24 protein-coding genes are annotated in these 19,664 nt (G+C 64.7%); 10 read left to right on the top strand and 14 right to left on the bottom strand.

Translation table 11 applies throughout. The features are described from left to right. Nucleotides 1-11 precede the first annotated feature (11 nt). A complete protein-coding gene (locus tag AN189_RS19215) occupies nt 12-182 on the bottom strand; it encodes a hypothetical protein (protein ID WP_157057515.1) in 171 nt (56 codons plus the stop codon). Continuing rightward, nucleotides 167-1,765: a glucan biosynthesis protein gene (locus tag AN189_RS15220; protein ID WP_056037695.1), complete on the bottom strand. Its 1,599-nt coding sequence runs from the start codon at nt 1,763-1,765 to the stop codon at nt 167-169. The genes AN189_RS19215 and AN189_RS15220 overlap by 16 nt, the downstream gene beginning before the upstream one ends. Before the next feature lie 272 nt (nt 1,766-2,037). On the opposite strand from AN189_RS15220, the gene AN189_RS15215 reads away from it, so the two are divergent. The 7 genes from AN189_RS15215 to AN189_RS15185 are packed head-to-tail and all read left to right on the top strand — an operon-like array spanning nt 2,038 to nt 9,026. Further along, nucleotides 2,038-2,784, top strand: coding sequence for an endonuclease/exonuclease/phosphatase family protein (locus AN189_RS15215; protein ID WP_253279645.1), 747 nt, complete (start codon nt 2,038-2,040; stop codon nt 2,782-2,784). Beyond that, entirely contained in the window at nt 2,781-3,515 is a 735-nt protein-coding gene (locus AN189_RS15210; RefSeq protein WP_253279644.1) for a CDP-alcohol phosphatidyltransferase family protein, read from the top strand. Before AN189_RS15215 ends, AN189_RS15210 begins: the two co-directional genes overlap by 4 nt. After that, nucleotides 3,506-4,411 (top strand): lysylphosphatidylglycerol synthase transmembrane domain-containing protein, encoded by a 906-nt coding sequence (locus AN189_RS15205; protein ID WP_056037687.1) that lies wholly within the window; start codon nt 3,506-3,508, stop codon nt 4,409-4,411. Before AN189_RS15210 ends, AN189_RS15205 begins: the two co-directional genes overlap by 10 nt. Further along, on the top strand, nt 4,408-5,976 hold the full coding sequence (locus tag AN189_RS15200; protein WP_056037684.1) for a hypothetical protein: 1,569 nt from the start codon (nt 4,408-4,410) through the stop codon (nt 5,974-5,976). The genes AN189_RS15205 and AN189_RS15200 overlap by 4 nt, the downstream gene beginning before the upstream one ends. A gap of 19 nt (nt 5,977-5,995) precedes the next feature. After that, entirely contained in the window at nt 5,996-7,285 is a 1,290-nt protein-coding gene (locus tag AN189_RS15195) for an extracellular solute-binding protein (RefSeq protein ID WP_056037682.1), read from the top strand. Further along, nucleotides 7,282-8,196 carry a carbohydrate ABC transporter permease gene (locus AN189_RS15190; RefSeq protein ID WP_253279643.1) on the top strand — a complete coding sequence of 305 codons (915 nt, stop codon included), beginning with the start codon at nt 7,282-7,284 and terminating at the stop codon, nt 8,194-8,196. The genes AN189_RS15195 and AN189_RS15190 overlap by 4 nt, the downstream gene beginning before the upstream one ends. Continuing rightward, the gene (locus tag AN189_RS15185) at nt 8,193-9,026 is read left to right on the top strand and encodes a carbohydrate ABC transporter permease (protein ID WP_056037679.1); all 834 of its coding nucleotides are present in this window, start codon (nt 8,193-8,195) and stop codon (nt 9,024-9,026) included. Before AN189_RS15190 ends, AN189_RS15185 begins: the two co-directional genes overlap by 4 nt. Here AN189_RS15185 and AN189_RS15180 read toward each other — a convergent pair. After that, on the bottom strand, nt 9,023-9,610 hold the full coding sequence (locus AN189_RS15180; protein WP_056037825.1) for a YceI family protein: 588 nt from the start codon (nt 9,608-9,610) through the stop codon (nt 9,023-9,025). The genes AN189_RS15185 and AN189_RS15180 overlap by 4 nt on opposite strands. A gap of 204 nt (nt 9,611-9,814) precedes the next feature. Between AN189_RS15180 and AN189_RS15175 the strand changes: the two genes are divergently transcribed. Next, nucleotides 9,815-10,012, top strand: a complete 198-nt coding sequence (locus tag AN189_RS15175) for a hypothetical protein (RefSeq protein ID WP_056037675.1) — start codon at nt 9,815-9,817, stop codon at nt 10,010-10,012. Here AN189_RS15175 and AN189_RS15170 read toward each other — a convergent pair. Continuing rightward, entirely contained in the window at nt 10,005-11,147 is a 1,143-nt protein-coding gene (locus AN189_RS15170) for an alpha-D-ribose 1-methylphosphonate 5-triphosphate diphosphatase (RefSeq protein ID WP_056037822.1), read from the bottom strand. The two genes, AN189_RS15175 and AN189_RS15170, sit on opposite strands and share 8 nt — an antisense overlap. A gap of 49 nt (nt 11,148-11,196) precedes the next feature. On the opposite strand from AN189_RS15170, the gene AN189_RS15165 reads away from it, so the two are divergent. Next, the gene (locus tag AN189_RS15165; RefSeq protein WP_056037819.1) at nt 11,197-11,898 is read left to right on the top strand and encodes a DUF1045 domain-containing protein; all 702 of its coding nucleotides are present in this window, start codon (nt 11,197-11,199) and stop codon (nt 11,896-11,898) included. Here the strand turns inward: AN189_RS15165 and phnN are convergent. Genes phnN through phnG form a run of 9 tightly spaced genes read right to left on the bottom strand, consistent with a single transcriptional unit; the run spans nt 11,850 to nt 17,932 of the window. After that, nucleotides 11,850-12,410, bottom strand: coding sequence for a phosphonate metabolism protein/1,5-bisphosphokinase (PRPP-forming) PhnN (gene phnN, locus AN189_RS15160; RefSeq protein ID WP_056037673.1), 561 nt, complete (start codon nt 12,408-12,410; stop codon nt 11,850-11,852). The genes AN189_RS15165 and phnN overlap by 49 nt on opposite strands. Beyond that, a complete protein-coding gene (gene phnL, locus AN189_RS15155) occupies nt 12,407-13,090 on the bottom strand; it encodes a phosphonate C-P lyase system protein PhnL (protein WP_056037670.1) in 684 nt (227 codons plus the stop codon). The genes phnN and phnL overlap by 4 nt, the downstream gene beginning before the upstream one ends. Then, nucleotides 13,087-13,548 carry a GNAT family N-acetyltransferase gene (locus AN189_RS15150; protein WP_083484445.1) on the bottom strand — a complete coding sequence of 154 codons (462 nt, stop codon included), beginning with the start codon at nt 13,546-13,548 and terminating at the stop codon, nt 13,087-13,089. The genes phnL and AN189_RS15150 overlap by 4 nt, the downstream gene beginning before the upstream one ends. A gap of 3 nt (nt 13,549-13,551) precedes the next feature. Further along, nucleotides 13,552-14,355: a phosphonate C-P lyase system protein PhnK gene (gene phnK / locus AN189_RS15145; protein WP_056037665.1), complete on the bottom strand. Its 804-nt coding sequence runs from the start codon at nt 14,353-14,355 to the stop codon at nt 13,552-13,554. Continuing rightward, nucleotides 14,352-15,209 (bottom strand): alpha-D-ribose 1-methylphosphonate 5-phosphate C-P-lyase PhnJ, encoded by an 858-nt coding sequence (locus AN189_RS15140; RefSeq protein WP_056037662.1) that lies wholly within the window; start codon nt 15,207-15,209, stop codon nt 14,352-14,354. Before AN189_RS15140 ends, phnK begins: the two co-directional genes overlap by 4 nt. Continuing rightward, nucleotides 15,206-15,805: an HAD family phosphatase gene (locus tag AN189_RS15135; RefSeq protein ID WP_056037659.1), complete on the bottom strand. Its 600-nt coding sequence runs from the start codon at nt 15,803-15,805 to the stop codon at nt 15,206-15,208. The genes AN189_RS15140 and AN189_RS15135 overlap by 4 nt, the downstream gene beginning before the upstream one ends. Beyond that, entirely contained in the window at nt 15,802-16,896 is a 1,095-nt protein-coding gene (locus AN189_RS15130) for a carbon-phosphorus lyase complex subunit PhnI (protein ID WP_056037656.1), read from the bottom strand. The genes AN189_RS15135 and AN189_RS15130 overlap by 4 nt, the downstream gene beginning before the upstream one ends. Continuing rightward, nucleotides 16,896-17,477, bottom strand: a complete 582-nt coding sequence (gene phnH / locus AN189_RS15125) for a phosphonate C-P lyase system protein PhnH (protein ID WP_056037653.1) — start codon at nt 17,475-17,477, stop codon at nt 16,896-16,898. Before phnH ends, AN189_RS15130 begins: the two co-directional genes overlap by 1 nt. Continuing rightward, nucleotides 17,477-17,932, bottom strand: a complete 456-nt coding sequence (phnG, locus tag AN189_RS15120) for a phosphonate C-P lyase system protein PhnG (protein ID WP_056037650.1) — start codon at nt 17,930-17,932, stop codon at nt 17,477-17,479. Before phnG ends, phnH begins: the two co-directional genes overlap by 1 nt. 81 nt (nt 17,933-18,013) lie before the next feature. Here phnG and phnF point away from each other — a divergent pair, with 81 nt between their 5' ends. Continuing rightward, nucleotides 18,014-18,733: a phosphonate metabolism transcriptional regulator PhnF gene (phnF, locus tag AN189_RS15115; protein WP_056037647.1), complete on the top strand. Its 720-nt coding sequence runs from the start codon at nt 18,014-18,016 to the stop codon at nt 18,731-18,733. Between the two features lie 5 nt (nt 18,734-18,738). Here phnF and AN189_RS15110 read toward each other — a convergent pair whose 3' ends face one another. Continuing rightward, complete coding sequence (locus tag AN189_RS15110; protein ID WP_056037815.1) at nt 18,739-19,611, bottom strand: lysophospholipid acyltransferase family protein; 873 nt, start codon at nt 19,609-19,611, stop codon at nt 18,739-18,741. Nucleotides 19,612-19,664: the final 53 nt, after the last annotated feature.

Raw genomic sequence — 19,664 nt, 5'->3', positions numbered from 1 at the left:
GCCTTTGCAAATCACACGTTCCGCAGGAACAGGCGTGAGACCATCTCGAATGGTGACGGGCGGGCTGCGTGTTCCAGCACCTGACGCGGCATGTCCAGCGGCGCGGCGCGCGGTGCCAGTGGCGTCAGGTCATGGGTCGGTGCAAAATTGCTATCTATCGTCACGGTCAGTTTTTCATCCATTGATACACCCACGTCTCTGTCAGCAGCCGGTCGCCTTCGGCCAGATTGGCACGCATTTCGACGATTGCACCGGGATCGGCTGCGACTTCGAGGACAAGCCGCCAAGTCGCATCCTGACCATCCACGCGTTGCAACACCTCTTGCACGAGGGTGCCGCCGTAAATGCTTGTTCGTGCCTTAACCAACAACTCTGCGATCGGTTCCGCCAACAGGCCCCCCTGAAAGTCGATCACGAACTTTCGCGTGTCCGCACTGGGTTCAACGCCCGAAACACCACCGGCACCCGCCAGTGTGTGCGTGATCTGTGCCAGGTCGGATTGCGCGCCTGGCGGGGTCATGCCCCAATGCAGCCTGTAGGACACCTTTGCACTGCTGCCTGCGCCATAGGGATTTTGCGGAATCCAGAAGGCGACGATATTGTCGTTCGTTTCCAGATCCGTCGGAATCTCGATCAGGCGCACGGTTCCTTCGCCCCAGTCACCCACGGGTTCGACGATCAGGCTGGGCCGCCGTTCGTAATAGGCTTCGGCATCCAGATAGCCTTCAAAGTCCCTGTTGCGCTGCACCAGACCAAAGGACCGGGGCGATTGTGCACTGAAATAGGAATTGGCCAGCTGTTGCGGGTTGTTCAGCACACGGTAGAGCGTTTCACCGCCCGCAGTGTTGATGACCAGCGCTTCGCTGTCATGCACCCGTGTGCGGTAGTCGTCAAACGGGCCCTGATCGTTCAGTCCGAACAGGAACATCGACGTCAGCGGTGCGATGCCCAGCTGTTCGATATCGCTGCGAAAGAACAGCTCGGATGTGACGTCGATGGTCGTCGTCTCTCCCGGTGTCACCGTGAACTGATAGGCCCCGGCCACGGATTCGCTTTCCAGCAGGGCATAGAAGGTGACGGCCGTGTCGCCCGGTGCCGGGCGCGTCAGCCAAAAGGCGCTGAAGCGCGGAAATTCCTCTGCCTCGGAGGTAGCGGTGTTGACCGCAAGCCCGCGCGCACTCAGCCCGTAGCGGTTGTCCTTGCCAAGCGCGCGGAAATAGCTGGCCCCCAAAAAGGTCACGACCTCGTCGAACCGGTCGGGCGCGTTCAACGGCATGTTCAGCCGGAACCCCGCCACGCCCGGAAAGACCTCGCCATCGTTCAAGGGCTGTTCGACATCGCCGCCATACCTGAAATCACGCGCCGAAAAGTCCATCGGAACAGCCATGCCGTCGATGATTTCGAACAGATCGACGGTGCTGTCGAACAACCAGCCAGGATGATAGGCGTGCAGCACGGCGAATGCCTCTGGTCCGGCCCAGCGGGCGCGGGCCTCGTTGAACTGGATCGTGCGATAGGCGTCGTAATCCAGGTCGGTGAATGCCGCACTCAGCACCTCTGGCGGCACATAGGCCTGTGCGGCGGTCTGCCGCGCCCGGTCCACCAGCGCCGCAAACGAAAACGGCGTGGCCGGTGCGGACGCGACCGTCTGTGCGGTTGCGGTTTGTGCCAGCGTCCCCAGCAGGGACAGTGCGGCGAGGGCTGATCCGCCTTGTTTCAGGACAGATCGGCGTGAAAGGGGCTGTGACGTGCGGGAGGGTCTCATGAATCAGGTTCCAATTCGTGCTGCAGCGCGGAATACATTCGTTTTCAGCGAAACTTCAATACAGGACCTAGGGTTGCAGCGAAAAGCTGCAAAGATCGGATTTCTGCGGTGCAGCGAGCGCCCACGACCCAAACCGACAGTTTTTCGCGCGCCAATGATCTTGAATCGGCAACAGGTCGCCTGCGCAGGGGCGGGGCATTGCCCACAGGGATTGACGGGCTATCGTTCAAGAGAGTCCGTGGCAGTCCTGCGGATCCCGCAGACAGGCAAAGATGACTGACAGACGCCATCCGATGACATGCGTGACGTGGAACCTGCACCGCACCGTGGGGCGTGATGGGCGCGCTGATCCGGGTCGTATCACCGGTGCGATTGCATCTGATATCGCGGCGCTTCAGCCGCAGATCCTTGCGCTGCAAGAGGCGGATTCGGATGATGTTCCGCCGCGGGCCTTGCTTGATCTGGATGCAGTGTGCCGCGCAACCGGACTGCGCAGCCAGCATGCCGACCCGGACATGCGCTGTGGCGGGACGGCGCATGGGTGCCGCGGGAATATCCTGCTTCTTGACCCCGAAATGGCCCCCACGTCGCAGTTTGTCCTGCGGTTGCCGGGTCGCTATCACCGCGCCGCTGTCGTGACCGAAGTGCTGTATCGCGGTGCCCCCATGCGGATCATTGCCTGCCATCTGGCGCTGTTGCAGGTGCTGCGTGTGGCACAGATGCGTGCGATTGCGCGTGCCCTCGTGCCGCGCCCTGCGATGCCGACGGTCCTGCTTGGTGATCTGAATGAATGGCGACCCTGGGGCGGGCTGGCCTTGCACCCTCGGGCCACGTCGCTGCCGCTGACCGGCCCCCGTGCGCGGACCTTTCCGGTGCAGGCCCCACTTGTTGCGCTGGATCGCGTGCTGACCTGCCCCGCGTTGCGCGTCGACCGGGCTGTGGCGCTCGATTCGCCCAAGATCCGGGCGGCGTCCGACCACCGTCCGCTGATGGCGCAGATCACGCGGCTTGCCGCATGAAACACAGCGTATCTGCCGTGGCTTGGTCTGGATTGTCGGCCCCTGCACATCGACTGGCCTGCTGGGGGCTGGGTCTGTTTCCGGTGCTGCTGTGGCTGGCGTGGCAAGTCTTTGCCGCCGGCCTGCCCGTGACATCCGTCGTCTATCTGGCCGGTTTGGCGTTCGTAGTGGTGCGCATGGCGCAGCATTACCCGCATCGCGCGGTCGGGGCCTGCAACGTCGTGACGACTGTCCGGTTCATGCTGGTGGCCGTGCTGTGTGCCGGGATTGGTGCCAGTGCCCCTCTCGCCCCCGAGGTGTCGTGGGCCGTCTTTGCGATCGCGGCTGTGGCACTGTCGCTGGATGGTGTCGACGGCTGGCTGGCGCGCAGGCAGGCGCTTGTGTCCGCCTTTGGCGCGCGCTTTGACATGGAGGTCGACGCGCTGCTGGCGGCTGTGCTTGCGCTGCTGCTGTTTCTGGACGGGCGCGCGGGGCCAGAACTGCTGATACTGGGCGGCGCGCGCTATGTCTTTGTGTTGGCAAGCTATGTCTGGCCGTGGCTGGATGCGCCATTGCCGGCAAGTTTCAGGCGCAAGCTGGTCTGCGTGATCCAGATTGGTGCGCTTGCGGCGCTGGCGCTGCCGGTGCTGCCCGAAGTTGCCGGTCGTGTCATCGCACTGACCGCATCCGTTCTGCTGGTCTGGTCATTTGCCGTGGATATCCGCTGGTTGGCACGCCGACGATGCACCTGACGCTGCGCCTGGTCTGTGTTGCGGCACTGTGTGTGCTGCTGGTCGCCGTGGTTGATACGGACGCCTTGTGGGACCGCCTGCGCAATGTGGCCCCCGGTTGGATCGTCGCTGCCACCCTTTGCCTGATTGCGCAGACGATGCTGATGGCGCAGCGCTGGCGGCTGGTGGCGACCTGTCTGGGCGTGACCTTTTCCTATCCTTGGGCGTTGCGTGAATACTTGCTTTCGCAGACGCTGAACCAGGGCCTGCCGGGTGGCGTGTTGGGGGACGGTGCGCGCGCACTGCGGTCCGCGCCGGGAACCGGGAACCGAATGCCTGCCGCACAGGCTGTCATTCTGGAAAGGGCCGCAGGCCAGTTGGGGTTGCTGGCGGTGGCGATGATCGGGCTGACCTTCGCCCTGTTCGCGCCGGGCGCGCTGGCGGGGGCGCAGGGTGTTGTCGTCCGGATTGCGCTGGCGGCTGTCGCGCTATGCATGCTGGGGGCCGTGATCGCCGTGGTGATGCGTGGATCACGCCCCGTCACGCTGGTGCGGCGATGTCTGCCCACATGGCGGATCGGCCTTGTGCAGGCGGGTCTGTCGGTGGCGGCAGCCTTGTTGAATATCGCGGCCTTTGCCGCCTGCGCCCAAGCGACCGGCACCGCGCTTGATCTGCCCTCGGCGCTGGTCCTCGTGCCGTTGATCCTGTCGGCCATGTTGATCCCGCTGTCCGTGGGAGGCTGGGGGTGGCGCGAAGGGGCGGCGGCGGTCGTCTTTCCGCTGATCGGCGCGTCAGCAGAGGCCGGGATTGCCGCCGGGGTGCTGTTCGGCGCGGTCATGATCCTGTCGTTGCTGCCTGCGCTGCCGTTGCTGATCTGGCGCGGTGGCGGCCGCCCTGTCGCGGCATCGTCACAATGATGCGGCGGGGGCCTGCACGCCGTGATCTGGCATGGCTCTTTGTGGGGGTCGTGATGCTGCATCTGGTGCTGGTCTTGCCGTCGCACCCGGCTGGGCTGACCGGGGCGCGGTGGTTCCGTCCCACGCCAGAGCTGCCGCTGATCTTGCTGTGCGTTGCGATCTTGCCGCGTGTCTGGGTTCTGGCACCCGTTGTCGTTGTGGCACTGGGTCTTGCCGTGCTCAAGATTGCGGACATCGGCACATACCTTGCGTTCAGCCGGGCGTTCAATCCGCTGCTGGACTTGCATCTGTTGGTGTCGGGTTGGGCGCTGCTGGCGTCCAGCATCGGTCACGGGCAGGCGCTGTTTGGCATAAGCGCAACCTTGCTGGTCGTCATTGCGGTCGGCGCGGTGATGTGGCGGGGCCTGTGGGTGCTGTCCCGTCTGGGCTGGCGCCTGCGCAGCCTGACCGTTGCCGTCCCGGCGGGACTGGCCGTTCTGGCGATGGTGCTGCCGGGGTGGCAGGTGTTGCAGGTCACGCCACTGGTTCAGGCACAGTTCGACAGGATGGGCCGGGGCATCGCAGACTTGCGGGAATTTACCGCAGATTTGCCCGATCCGGTCGGACCGGTCCCCACATTCGCGGCCTTGCAGGGGCGGGATGTGATCCTTGCATTCGTGGAATCCTATGGCCGGTCATTTCTGGATGACCCGGAATTTGCGGCCACCTCTGTGCCACGGCTGGCATCGGTCGAAACGGCACTGGACGCCGCCGGCTGGCATGTGCGCAGTGGCTGGGTCGCGGCACCGACCCGTGGCGGGCAAAGCTGGCTGAGCCATGGCACGCTGCTGTCGGGCCTGTGGGTCGACAGCCAGGTGCGCTATGATCGGCTGATGACATCCGACCGCACATCGCTGAACCGGTTGTTCGGGGCTGCCGGGTGGCACACGGGTGCCGCGATGCCTGCCATCACCCTCGATTGGCCCGAGGCCGGCTGGTACGGCTACGATACCACGCTGGATGCCGCGGGTCTGGACTATCGCGGCCAACCCTTTGAGTGGGTGACGATGCCGGACCAATACACCTGGACGGCGCTGGATGAAAAACTGCGCAAGGCCGTCACGGCCCCCGCGATGATCGAGGTGGCGCTGATCACATCACACGCGCCCTGGACGCCGCTGCCCGATATCGTGCCGTGGGACGCCGTGGGCGATGGGTCGGTCTTTGACAGGACGCGGCGACAGGGGGACAGCCCCCGTGTCGTCTGGTCGGACCCTGCCACGATCCGCGCGCAATACGCCAAATCCCTCGACTATGCGCTGGAAGTGGCGGGGCAATACATTCTGCGCCACGGCGACGGCGCGTTTTTCGTCGTGCTGGGCGATCACCAGCCTGCCCCGTTGCTGGCCGGTCAGGATGCGCCGCCGGATGTGCCGGTCCATTTCATTTCGGATGATCCACGCCTGCTGGACCGGTTGCCCGCCGATGTTTTCGCACGCGGCATTGTCCCCGCAACGGATGCGCCCGTTCTGCCCATGCAGGACCTTCGGGTCCTCTTGACCACCCTGTTTGAAACGCCACTTTGACCAACCATTGGAGAGTATCATGAATAAAACCCTGTTCCTTGCGGCCGCCGCATCTGCGCTGCCTGTCATGGGCACGGCCCAGGACCTTGTGACGCGGACACGCGTGGGTCTGGCCGATGCGCCGAACACACTGACATTTCGCCTGACGGCCTATGATCTGTATTCGTCTGATCCGGCAACCAAGGCGGCGTTCGAGGCGCTGTTCACCGATTTCATCACGGCGCGCCCCGACTGGAAGATCGAGACCCAGTTGCAGACCGGAAACATCGGGCAGGAACAGGCCCGCCTGCTGCAACAGACACAGGCCGGCCGCGGACCCGATTGCGCCATGATCGATTCCAGCCAGCTTGCGCTGTTCAAGGACAACGGCGTTCTCAAACCGATGAACGATGTATTCAGCGACGCCGAGGTGGCGGACCTGTTTCCCTTTGTGCGCGATGCCGTGACCGATGCGGATGGCAACGTGCTGGCCTGGTGGTGGTTCACGGATCTGCGCGTGCTGTACCGCGATACCAGCGTCGTGCCTGACGCCCCGCAAACATGGGAAGACCTGAAATCGGCCGCGCTGTCTGCCGTGGAACAGGGCCGCGAAGGTATCCTGTTCAACGGTGGCCGCTGGGAAGGCACCGCCTTTGACTGGTTGGCGAATGTCTGGGCGCAGGATGCGACACTGGTGGATGACAACGGCGCGCCCGTTTTCGCCAGTGGTGAAAACCGTGAAAAGGTGCTGACCGCCATCGCCTATTATCAGGATCTGGTCGACAGCGGTGCGGCCCCCGCGCGGGTCACGTCGATCACGGATTACGATTCGTTCAATGCGGCGGCCGCGGCTGGGTCTGCCGCGATGTTCATCGGCGGCAACTGGCAATACGGTCAGCTGCGCAACACCCTGCCGCCAGAGACATTCGCCAACTGGGAGGTGTCGGAAATCCCCGGACCCACGGCGGACCAGCGTGCGACCGGCACCGGCGGCTGGACCATCGCGGCCCTGACGGATGACCCGGCAAAGGCATCCCTGTGCGGCGAAATCGCCAAGGACATCTATGCGGGTCCCGGCAATGCCGCACAGGGGCTGCTGCCGACCTCTGCTGCGATCTATGACCAGTATGACACCTATGACGGCCCCGAATACGACTTGTTCAGCGCGGCATTGCAGAACGGTGTCGCGCGTCCGGGGGCCGCGATCTATCCGGAATTGTCCAACCAGATCCAGATCATGCTGGGCGATGTCCTGTCCGGCACGGCGACGCCAGAGGCGGCGCTGGATACCGCAGATGCAGCCGTTCAGGCCGCGTTTGATCGTCAGTGACGATCACGAACCGGACCACGGATCGGGGACCGGCACCGGGCGACGGACATCCGCTGCCCTGGCTGGTTCCCGCCATTGCGATCCTGGCGGCGTTCTATGCCGTTCCGGTGCTGGATGTCCTGCGGCTGGCGTTCAGTGACGCCAGCCTGCTGGCACCCGCCAGCCGCTATTCGACCGATGCGATCGGCGGTGTGCTGGCGGATCCCGCCTTGCCGGTGGTTCTGGGAACTACGCTGGTGTTCACCCTGGCCAATGTCGCGGCCCTGCAACTGGCGGGTCTGTGCATCGCGCTGGTGATCGCACGCGGCGAACGCCGCGGCTTGCGCGGCATGGCGGCGTTCCGCACGCTGGTCCTTGCGGCCTGGGTAGTGCCGGGCATTGCCAACGGCCTTGTCTGGCAGATGCTGTTCGACGAGGCCCCCTATGGCACGCTCAACAGTCTGCTGGGGTATGTGGGGCTTGGCCCCGTGGCCTGGCTGTCTGACCCGCAGATGGCCATGGCCTCTGCCGTCATTGCGAACCTGTGGCAGGGGACGGCCTTTTCGATGATCGTCTTTTATGCAGCGCGGCGTGCCATCGACCCGACCCTGTACGAGGTCGCGGAACTGGACGCCGCGACCCCCTGGCAGATGTTCCGCTACATCACCCTGCCGCTGATGCGGCGGCTGATTGCGGTGAACACGGTGCTGGTGACAGTACAGACGCTGAACACATTCGATTCCATCCTTGCACTGACCGGCGGCGGTCCCGGTCGCGCGACCGAGGTGCTGGCACTGTTCACCTTCAACACCGTTTTCTACAATCTGGATCTGGCGGGGGGCAGCGTGCTGGCCGTGCTCTTGTTTGCCATCGGAATGGGCTGCGCGCTGCTGGTCCATTACGTCATTGGCCGCGAAAGGCCTGCCGCATGACATTGGCACGCTGGGGTGATGTGGCGACCTATGTGGTGCTGGCCGTGTTGGGTGCGTTTTTCGCGCTGCCGTTTTTGTGGCTGATCAGTCTTGCGGTCCGCACGCCCGCAGAGGTTTACCTGGGCGCATCGCGGTTCATTCCGCAGGCACCGACACTGGACAATTTCCGGCTGATCCTGTCAGACCCCGCGTTTTTGATCTACCTCTGGAACGGGCTGAAACTGTCGGCATCGGGTGGCCTCGTGGCTGTCGCGCTGGCGATTCCGGCGGCCTATGCCGCGTCACGGCTGAATTTCCGGGGCAAGCAGGCGATCCTTGTGGGCATCCTCGCGGTGCAGATGATTTCGCCACTGGTGATCCTGTTGCCGCTGTATCGCTGGATGGTCGCACTGGGTCTGCTGAACAGTGATCTGGCGGTCATCGCCGTTTACGGCGCACTGGGAATGCCGCTGGCCGTCTGGCTGTTGAAGGTGACGTTTGACGGCGTGCCCATTGAGTTGGAAGAGGCGGCGGCCATCGACGGGGCATCACGATTCACGACGCTGTGGCGGATCACGCTGCCGCTGGCACGTCCGGGCATCGCGTCGGCCTTTATCCTTGCGATGGTGATGAACTGGTCGCAGTTCCTGATCCCGTTCATTCTGCTGGAACGCGACGGTGATTGGCCGATTTCAGTCGCGATCTTCAACTTTGCAGGTGCGACCAACGCATCGACGACACAAGTGCTTGCGGCGGCCTGCATCATCGCTGTGCTGCCGGCGGTCATGGTCTTTGTCGCCTTGCAGCGGATGATCGTCTCGGCCCTGATGGCGGGCGCGGTCAAGGGTTAGTCGGCCGCGCGCATCGCCTCTGTTTCGATAATCAATGTCACCGTGTCACCCACAAGGCCGTTGTCCACGCCGTAAACCATGCCCCACTGGCTGCGTTGCAACGACCCGCGGGCCGAAATGCCCAGCGTGAACCGCCCGTGACCGAAGGGATAGTCGGCGGCCTTGTTTAATGTGACGTCCAGCGTCAGCGGATGCGTCTGACCCAACAGGGTCAGATCGCCCGTGACGGTTCCGCTGGTGGCGTTGGACGGCACGCCGCCATCGGCTGTGAACACCATGTCCGGATGGTCGGCCACGGCCAGAAAATCGCCCGATCGCACGTGTTCGTCGCGGGCATCGTTCAATGTTTCGACGCTTTGCGTGCGGACTGTCACCTCAAGATCGCTCAACTCCTGCGTTTCGGTATCGTAGGTGAAACCGCCGCTGACCTCGGCGAACAGGCCCAGGGTCGCGGCATAGCCCACATGATCCACCAGAAAGGCAATCGTGGTGTGTGCGGGGTCCAGTTCGAACCGCGCAGGTTCGGCAGATACCGTGTTCGCAAAGGCCAAAGCCCCGACGAGGGTCGCGATTGGCGTTTTCATGTCATCCTCCATCCCTATGAGGCAATAATGGTAGGCCAGTCGTGGCCATCGTAAAGACAGGCAAGGCAGCGTAGATGTCGCAGACAGGGCGGACGGGGTCTGGTCCTAGTGTCTGGCCGGGGACGGTCGCGCAGGCGCACAAAACGGTTTGCGGGTCGGACGAATCGCCTTAGCATTCACAAATCCATTACAAAGGCCGCTGTCATGCCCGTTATACATTACATCGCCGAAACCGACGACCGAAATGCGATTGCCGCGGTCTGGGTGCACCGCAAGGGGGGGCGCGGTCCGCGCGTATTCCACGCAGGCAGGGATCGTTTCGATCCGGCGGAACCCGCAGCCTTTGCCGGTGCCTGCGAACTGGCGATCAAGCGTTACCTGACAGACCAGACCATCAGCTGACCCTGACGCCCCGCGACCACACCCCCCGCAAGACGGGGGTGTCGTCAAACATCCTGACCCGCACCACATCGCCGCGCAATCCCGTTTCCAGCCTGCCACGGTCGGTCAGACCTGCCGCGCGCGCGGGATTGGCCGACACGGTGGCGATGGCGCGCGGCAGGTCATCCCACATCTGCGCCAGTTGAAACGCGGCCCCCAGCAGGGCGGCGGGCACATAGTCTGATGACACGATGTCCAGCAGGTCATGGCGCGCCAGTTCCGCTGCTGCGACATTGCCCGAATGCGATCCGCCCCGGATCAGGTTGGGCGCCCCCATCATCACCGCGATACCATGCGCCCGGCAGGCCTGCGCTGCGTCCAGTGTCGTGGGAAATTCGGCGAACCCCACGCCGTGGCGCCCGGATGTCGCCACATGTTCCGCCGTGGTGTCGTCGTGGCTGGCCAGGACCGCGCCAAGGCGTCTGGCTTCGGTCACGGCACCGTTTTCGTGTTTGTCACCCAGTCGCGCCCGCAGCGCCAGCAGGGCGGCCACATGCTGGGCGAATTCTTCGTCGTTCATGCCCCGCTTTTTCGCCACATAAGCCTTGAGCGCGCTGAGGTCGCGGAACTGGCGCTGACCGGGGGTGTGATCCATCAGGCTGACGATGCCGACACGATCGACGGGGTCAAAGGCTGCAAATTCCTCCAGCAGGGTTTCGGAACAGATTTCCGCCCGCAGGTGCAGGAAATGGCTGATCTTGAACATGCCGCGGTCGCGGGCTGTCAGCATTTCGTCCGCCAGGGTGCGGGCATAATCGACATAGCGGCCCTTGCCGGAATGGATGGACCCCACGCGCATCGCATCGAACACGGTCGTGATCCCGCAGGCGGCCAGTTCGGCGTCATGTGCCAAGAGTGCGGGCAGATGCGGCCAATCCACATCCGGGCGCGGTTCCATGTGGCGTTCGACGTTATCGGTGTGCAACTCGACAAAGCCGGGCAGCACCAGGTCACCGCCGCAGTCGATGGCCCCATCGGGGACGTTGCTGCCGTCGGTGATCCCGGTGATCTGACCATCTGCGATGGTGACGGACCCCTGCACGACACGGTCGGCCAGCACCAGCTGCGCATTGGCCAGGCACAGGTCGTTTGACATCGTCGTGTCACATGGTTTGGTCAAGGATGCCGGCAACATAGGGGAATTCATGTCATACGCTCGCTTTGCGATCTATTATATCCCGCCGGACGGGCCGCTGGCCGATTTTGGCGCGGCATGGCTGGGATGGGACGTGCTGAAAGGCTGCACCGTGCCGCAGTGCGATCTGCCCGGTTTGCATGACATCACCATGACACCGCGCAAATACGGGTTTCACGGCACGCTCAAGCCGCCGTTCAGGTTGCGGGACGGCCTGACCCAAGTCGATCTGGGCCAGGCGGTGGCCGCATTGGCCACGCAGGTTGCGCCCGCGATTTGCGACGGGCTGGAACTGTCGCGCATCGGCCGGTTTCTGGCGTTGACGCCCACAGGCCCGGTGGACGGCCTTGCCCGTGTGGCGGGGGACTGCGTGCATGCGCTGGACCGGTTCCGGGCCCCGGCCACTACAGCCGAACTGGACCGCCGCAGGCAGGCAGGGCTGACCCCGCGCCAAGAGGCCAATCTGATGACCTGGGGCTATCCCTACGTGATGGATGATTTCCGGTTTCACATGACCCTGACCGGCCAGTTGACGCCCGAGGCCCTGCCGCAGTGGGAATCCACCTTGCGTGACCGGTTGCCCGCCTTGCCCGCGCCCTTTGTGCTGAACGAGATCGCGCTGTGCGGCGCGGGGGATGACGGGCGGTTTGCGCTGATCCATCGCTACGCCCTGACCGGTTCGAGCAGCGCAAGCGCGCGTGCGATGGTCTGATCCAGCGGGCCATCGTTCGACAGGTGCAGGACGTCCAGCCCTGCTGGCAGCGGTTTGTCCGCCTGTGCCAGACGGTTCGCGATTTCTGACCGCGTTTCACGCCCGCGCGCGGCCAGCCGCGCGGCGATGGTGTCGGGGGTCGCCGTCACGTGCAGCACCAGCATGCCGGGAAAGGCATCGGCCCCGGCGGCCAGCGCCTTGCGCGAGAAATTGGCGATGCAATGGGTTCCCTTGGCCAGCTGATACCGCACCGTTTGCGGGATGCCGTAATGCAGCCCGTGTGCGCACCAATGCACGACAAAGGCACCGTTTTCCGCCATGTCGCCGAATGCAGCAGGGGTGACGGCGTCGTAATCCTCGCCGCCCAGATCGGGCGCGCGGGTGATGACGCGGCGCACCAGATGCAGATCGGGCATGACCGCGCAGAGGCCGCGCATCACGCTGTCCTTGCCCACTCCCGAGGGGCCGACGACGGCGATCAGGCGGCCTGCGGTTGCGGCCCCCGCCGTCATACCACGGCCTGCGGGGTAAAGGCACCAACGTCGATTTCGCGGTCGCAGACCCGCTCGCGTGCCTCGGCGTCATGAAAGATGCCGATAATCGCGGCACCGCGCGCCTTGGCGTCCGCAATCAGGGACAACACGATTTCGCGGTTGTGGGGATCAAGGCTGGCGGTGGGCTCGTCCAGCAGCAGCGCAGGATAGGGATGGGCAAAGCCGCGGGCGATGTTGACCCGTTGCTGTTCGCCCCCCGAAAAGGTGGTGGGCGACAGCCCCCACAGCCGCTGCGGGATATTGAGCTGGGTCAGCAAGGCGCGGGCGCGGTCCTGTGCGTCTGGCGCAGGCATGCCAAGGGCGCGCAGGGGTTCTGCGACCACGTCCAGCGTCGGCACGCGCGGCACCACCCGCAAAAACTGGCTGACGTAGCCCAGTTTCACCCGGCGCAGGGCGATCACGTCGCGCGGCTGGGCCTGCACCAGATCGACATCACCGATACGGATGGACCCCGATTGCGTCAGGTAATTGCCGTAGATCATCCGCATCAGGGTCGATTTTCCCGCACCCGACGCCCCGGTCAGCGCCACGCATTCGCCCGGTGCCACGGTCAGGTTCGCCTTGTCGATCACCGCGATCACGGCGCTGCCCTGATTGTGCAGGGTAAAGGTTTTCGAGACGTCTTTTAATGTGATCATGCGCGTGCCTCCCTTGGCCAGTCAAATTGGCGTAGCAACTGACCCTGCTGGCCACCTGTTCTTGAAAACGGGGTCGCGGATGGCTCTTCCGGAAAATCTGTTGTTGCCCAGATTTCGAGCGGTGCTTTGCCGAGTTGTCCTGCCTTCTTGATGAATGCCGCAACCAGCTCTGTCCCGATGCCGTTCCCCCGACAGGCGGGATCGACCAAAAGCTCATCCAGCATTGCTGTATCGCCTTGGGCGATCGCGTTGGGAAAACACCATCCAAGCGCCAGCCCCACGACAGTATCGTCCTGACGGGCGATCAAAAGGATGGCCCCACGATGGGAAAGGACGCGTTGAATTTGTCCGCGGTCTGGCAATTCTGGTTGCCGCCAACTCTCGGGTAAGGCGGTGGTCAAGAACGTGGCGACCTCTTGGCAATCCTTTTCCGTAGCCTGAGTGATTCGAACTGACATCGGTCAAACCTGCAAGACGGAGGACACAAGGAGCTGGCTATAGGCGTGCTGCGGGTCGTCCAGCACCTGATCGGTCAGGCCGGATTCCACCACGCGGCCCGATTTCATCACCATGATGCGGTCGGCCAGCAGGCGCACCACGGCCAGATCGTGGGTCACGATGATCGCTGACAGCCCCATGTCGCGCACCAGCCCGCGCAACAGGTCCAGCAGACGCGCCTGCACCGATACATCCAGCCCGCCCGTCGGTTCGTCCATGAACACCAACCGCGGCCCGGTGACCAGATTGCGGGCGATTTGCAACCGTTGCTGCATCCCGCCCGAAAAGGTGGTGGGCCTGTCGTCGATGCGTCCTGCGTCGATTTCCACCCGGCCCAGCCAGTCGGTGGCCTGATCCCGGATTGATGCGTAATGACGTGCGCCCACGGCCATCAGCCGTTCGCCCACGTTGCCACCCGCCGACACCCCCATGCGCAGCCCGTCGCGGGCGTGCTGGTGAACGAACGCCCAATCGGTGCGCGACAGCATCCGGCGTTCGGGTTCGGACATGGTGACGGTATCGCGCGGCCCGTAAGTGTCGTGCCCTGCCGCGTCGTCCCCTGACGGCTTGCGGGTGTCGAACATGACCCGTCCTGCATCCGGTGCCAGATGCCCCGCCATGCAGTTCAACAAGGTGGATTTGCCGGACCCGCTCTCGCCCACGATCCCCATGACCTCGCCGGGGTAGAGGTCAAAGGAAACGTCGGCGCAGCCGATATGGGTGCCATAGTGTTTGGTGATGCCCTGCACCGACAGCAGCGGGGTCATGCCGCGTCCTTTCCCTTGTGGCCGGCGGCCTGACGCGCCGTGCAGTAATCGGTGTCGGAACAGACGAACATGCGCCCGCCCTGATCGTCGGTAATCACCTCGTCCAGATAGCTGTCGGTCGCGGCGCACAGGCCGCAGGGGTGATCTGCCTTGGACGGGGTGAACGGGTGATCGTCGAAGTCTAGGCTGACCGCCTGCGTATAGGGCGGCAGCGCATAGATCCGCTGTTCACGGCCCGCGCCGAACAGCTGGATCGCGGGCGTGCCCGACAGCTTGGGATTGTCGAATTTCGGGATCGGCGAGGGGTCCATGACATAGCGTCCCTCGACCTTGACCGGGTAGGCATAAGAGGTGGCGATATGGCCGTGGCGGCTGATATCCTCGTAGAGCTTGACGTGCATCAGCCCGTATTCCTCGAGGCTGTGCATCTTGCGCGTCTCGCTTTCGCGCGGTTCGAGAAACCGCAGCGGTTCCGGAATCGGCACCTGATAAACGAGGATCTGACCTTCGGTCAGCGGTTCCTCGGGGATGCGGTGCCGGGTCTGGATCACGGTGGCGTCGCGGGTCGCGGTTGTCGTGGCAACGCCCGCGGTCCGTTCAAAGAAGCTGCGGATCGACACCGCGTTGGTGGTGTCGTCCGCACCCTGGTCGATCACCTTGAGCGTGTCGTCAGGGGTCAGCACGGCCGCCGATACCTGCACCCCGCCGGTGCCCCAGCCATAGGGCATGGGCATTTCGCGGCTGGCAAAGGGCACCTGATAGCCGGGGATCGCCACACCCTTGAGGATGGCGCGGCGGATCATCCGTTTGGTCTGTTCGTCCAGATAGGCGAAATTATAGGCCTGATCGGTCACAAGAGCCCCCTGTGTTGCAGTTGCGCCCGCAGGTCATCCGGTCCCTTGAAATGGATCGCATCCATGCCGGCGGCCCGTGCGCCGATGCAGTTGTGCAGGCCATCGTCGATGAACACGCAGCGCGCGGGCGCGATGTCGGCGCGGTGGCACAACAGCGTGTAGATTTCGGTCGAGGGTTTGATCACGCCCACCTCGCCCGACACGACGATGGTGTCGAACGCCGTGGACAGTTCGGGGTGCGCCTCGCAGCCCCTGGGCCAGGTTTCGGCGGACCAGTTGGTGATGGCGTGGACCGGCACATTTGCCTGTTTCAGCGCATTCAGGATGTCCCATGTCCCGGTGATCTTGGATGGCACCGTGCGGGTGTAGCGCGCGACATATTGGGTCAGACGTTCCGCATCCTGAGGGTCTGCGATCTGTGCCGCGGCCTGGGCAAAGGTCGCACCCGCGTCGCAGGCCAGGTTCAGCTTGTCGAACTGGATGCGGTCCAGGAATGCGCGGGCGCCGTCCTCGCCCAGGTCATCCGCCCAGGCCAGATGGGGTTGCCAGTCCACCAGCACGCCGCCGATGTCGAATACGACCGAGTCCACGTTCATTCCGCGGCCTCCTGTGCCTGCGCCTGTGCGGCGGTTGCTGTCCGGCGCAGTTTGCGCACCAGCTCCAGTTCCGACTGGAAATCGACGTAATGGGGCAGCTTGATATGCTCGAGGAACCCCGTCGCCTGAATGTTGTCAGCGTGATACAGGACGAATTCGGCGTCCTGTGCGGGTGCGCCCACGTCGTCCTCGCCCAGTTCCTGCCAGCGCAGGGCCCGATCCACGAGCGCCATGGCGATGGCCTTGCGTTCGGATTGGCCGAACACCAGACCGTAGCCGCGCGTGAATTGCGGCGGTTCGGTTTTCGATCCCTTGAACTGGTTGACCGTCTCGCATTCGGTCAGCGTGACCTCGCCGATCTCGACCGCAAAGCCCAGTTCGGGAATGTCCATTTCCACGGCCACCGTCCCGATCCGCAATTCACCCACAAAGGCGTGGTTGCGGGCGTAGCCGCGCTGCGTCGAATAGGCGAGGCCGAGGGTGAAGCCTTCGTCAGCGCGGGTCAGCGCCTGAAGCCGTAGCGCCCGGTCGGCGGGCATTTCCAGCGGTTCGCGGGTCAGGTCAGGGGGTGTTGTGTCGTCGTGCGGGGCCTCTTCAATCAGGCCTTCGCGGTTGAGGAACCCGGTGACATGGGGCACGGGGCCTGTCGCGGCGTCCTGCTGCGGGGCATCCGGCACCACGCCATCGGCGGCCAGTTTGAAATCCAGCAGCCGGTGCGTGTAATCAAAGGTCGGCCCCAGGATCTGCCCGCCGGGCAGGTCCTTGAACGTGGCCGAGATGCGCCTGTCACAGGCCATGGCGGACGTATCGACGGGGCGCGATGCGCCGAACCGGGGCAGGGTCGTGCGATAGGCGCGGATCAGAAAAATCGCTTCGATCAGGTCGCCACGCGCCTGTTTGATCGCCAGCGCGGCCAGGTCGGGATCATACAGTGACCCTTCGGCCATGACGCGATCAACGGCCAGTTTCAGCTGCTCGCGGATCTGTGCGGTGCCCAGTTCGGGCACATCCCGGTCGCCGCGGCGTTCCTCGGCCAGCCAGGCATGGGCGTTCTGGATGGCGCGTTCGCCACCTTTGACTGCGACATACATCACGACACCTCGGCGGTTGCGCTGACACGGGTCGAGCGGGGCAGGGCCGCCAGCCGGGCCCCACTGGTCAGGATGAAATCCAGACCGCGCGGAAACATGGCCCGGTTGGCGCGAAAGGCCGCGATGTCGGGCAGTGGCAGGCTGGCCTTTGTCTGGATGCCCGGTCCGGTCAGGGTAGCGCCGGGCCCGGTCAGGTCGGCATGGTCCACGATCAGGGTCGCCGAACGGTCGGGATATTGGGCTGTGCCGGTCGGATAGCTGTCCAGCGGCATCAGCGCGGCCCAGATGCCGACCGCGAACGCGCAGTCAGAGGGGCCTGTCAGCGGTGCGCCGGTGTGAAATGCCAGCCAGTCGCGCACGGCGGTGGTGTCTGCGTCACCGGCCAGATGCACGGGGGTGTCGCCATCGCACAGGGTCAGCAGGACCGCGCCCGCTGCGGGCGACAGGGGCGCGGGTGGCCGCGCGCCCGCGATGTCCTGCCGCGTGCCGGGGCGGGCCATCGCTTCAAGGATGCTGCGATAGGCCTGGGCGGACTGGATCGCGGGATGATCGAACCCGCCGGACAGGGTGTCGGGCTGCATCAGTCCTCTCCTCTTGTCATGGTAAAGAATTCGACCTTGGTCGCGGCGGCACGGGTTGCGCGTGCTGCGCGCTTGTCGGCCTGTTCGGCGGCCAGCGGGTCCAGCACGGCGGTGCGGACCGTGTCGGCATCCGCCCCTTGCATCAGCGCATCGACCAGTGCCGCGGCGGTAGCGCAGGCGGTGCGGCGGCCCTGCACATAGGCGTGTCCGACGGTCCCGTCGTCCAGCGCCAAGGCGCAGCGGGTCACTGTCACCTCGCCCATGTTGAACGCGGCCCCCGTTCCTCCGGCGCGTCCGCGCACCATCGCCGTGCCGATTTCGGGGGCCCGCAGCCAGCGATAGGCCGGGCGCGTCATGGCCGCATCCAGCAGTGCTGCGACGCGGCCCTCGGGCGCCTTGGCCATCAGGCCCATCCAGGCCTTGCGCGGATTGTCGTGGTCGGCGGAATCTTTCATCTCGACAACTTTTGCAAATACTATACAACTATACATATTCTAGCCGAACCCCCGCCAAAAGACAGAAGAGATTTGTGAAGTTTGCGTGACAGATCCCCCAAGACCCCGGTGTGGCAGGCGATCGCCGATGCCCTGCGCACCGACCTGAGCGAGGGACGCCACGCCCCCGGCGATCGCTTGCCGACCGAGGCTGCCTTGGCCGAACGCTTCGGGGTCAACCGCCATACGGTGCGGCACGGTGTATCCGCGCTGGTCGCCGAGGGGCTGGTGCGCAGGCGGCGCGGGGCAGGGGCCTTTGTCACTGCGACGCCGACCGATTACCCCATCGGGCGCAGGGTGCGGTTCCACGACAACCTGATCGCCGCCGGGCGCAGGCCGGAAAAACGGCTGCTGTATCTGGATACGCGCAGCGCCAGCGCGGGCGAGGCGCGGGCGCTGGCCCTGGCCGAAGGCGATGCGGTCTGCGCTTATCACGGGCTGTCGCTGTCCGACGGCCAGCCCATCGCCCTGTTCGAGAGCCTGTTTCCCCTGGCGCGCCTGCCGGGTATCGCGCAGGCGCTGGAACAGACGCGCAGCGTGACGGCCGCGCTGGCGGCAGCGGGGGCCACCGATTACACGCGGGCCACGACCCGGCTGACGGCCGTCCGGGCGACGGCCACACAGGCGTTGCATCTGCACCTGACCGAAGGCGACCCCTTGTTGCGGTCCTCGGCGGTCAATGTGGGCGAAGACGGCAGCCCGGTCGAATACGGCCGCACCTGGTTCGCGGGCGACCGCGTGACGCTGACCATCGACGCCTGAGCGCGTCACGCGCGATAGCGGTCCTCGAATTCGAAACCATAGGCCTGCGGTGCGATCTGCCGGGGCGACAGCGCATAGGTTTCGGTCCTGAGAAAATCCATCATGCCCTGCGCATCATCGGCATAGCGCGCAATCCGCGCAGGCGCGATGGGCGCACCGATGGCGATGCGCACGGGTTTGTTGGTCTGCCTGCGAAATTCCTTGAGCAAGAGCGCGACCCGCAGGTTGGGGTGGATATGACTGGCGAGCTGGAACAGGCGTGAATTCTGGCCGTCGAAATAGACGGGCACGACGGTGGCGTTGGATTTGACGATCATGCGGGCGGTAAACCGGCGCCAGCCGGGGTCCAGCGGCCGCATGAATGGTCTGGCCGCCGTCGAGACAGTCCCACCGGGAAACACGCCGATTGCACCGCCTGCCCGCAGGCAACCGATGGCCGCCGCGCGGGTGTCGAGGTTCTGTTTCACCGCGTTGCGCGTCTGCGCGAAATTGACTGGCAGCACCACCCGTTCCAGATCCGGCGCGTCCTGAAACACGCTGTTGGCCAGGATACGGAAATCGGGCCGCCGGACCGACAACAGATATCCCATGATCAGCCCGTCAAGGATGCCAAAGGGATGATTGGCCACCACGACCAGCGGCCCGGTGGCAGGAATGTCGGTGATCGCGCCCGACATCACGTCAAGGCTGAGCCCGTAGCGGTCGACCATGACCTCCCAGAAACTGCGGCCCTGCCGGATTTCCTGGTCATAGTCGCGGGCGCGCTGGATCAGGTGCAGGCGGCCGGTCGCGTTCTCGATCAGCTTGATCATGGCGCGACCCGCGCGCGACTGCGCCGCGGTGGCGTAGCTGACGTGGGAACGGGCGGGGCTGTCCATGTGCTGCACCATGTTGCTTGGGCTGCATTTGATTACGACCGTCAGGCAACAGT

The organism is Loktanella sp. 3ANDIMAR09, assembly GCF_001420005.1.
Classification (GTDB): Bacteria; Pseudomonadota; Alphaproteobacteria; order Rhodobacterales; family Rhodobacteraceae; genus Loktanella.
The sequence above is the reverse complement of the archived record's forward strand: the minus strand, read 5'-3'. Positions and strand labels throughout refer to the sequence as shown.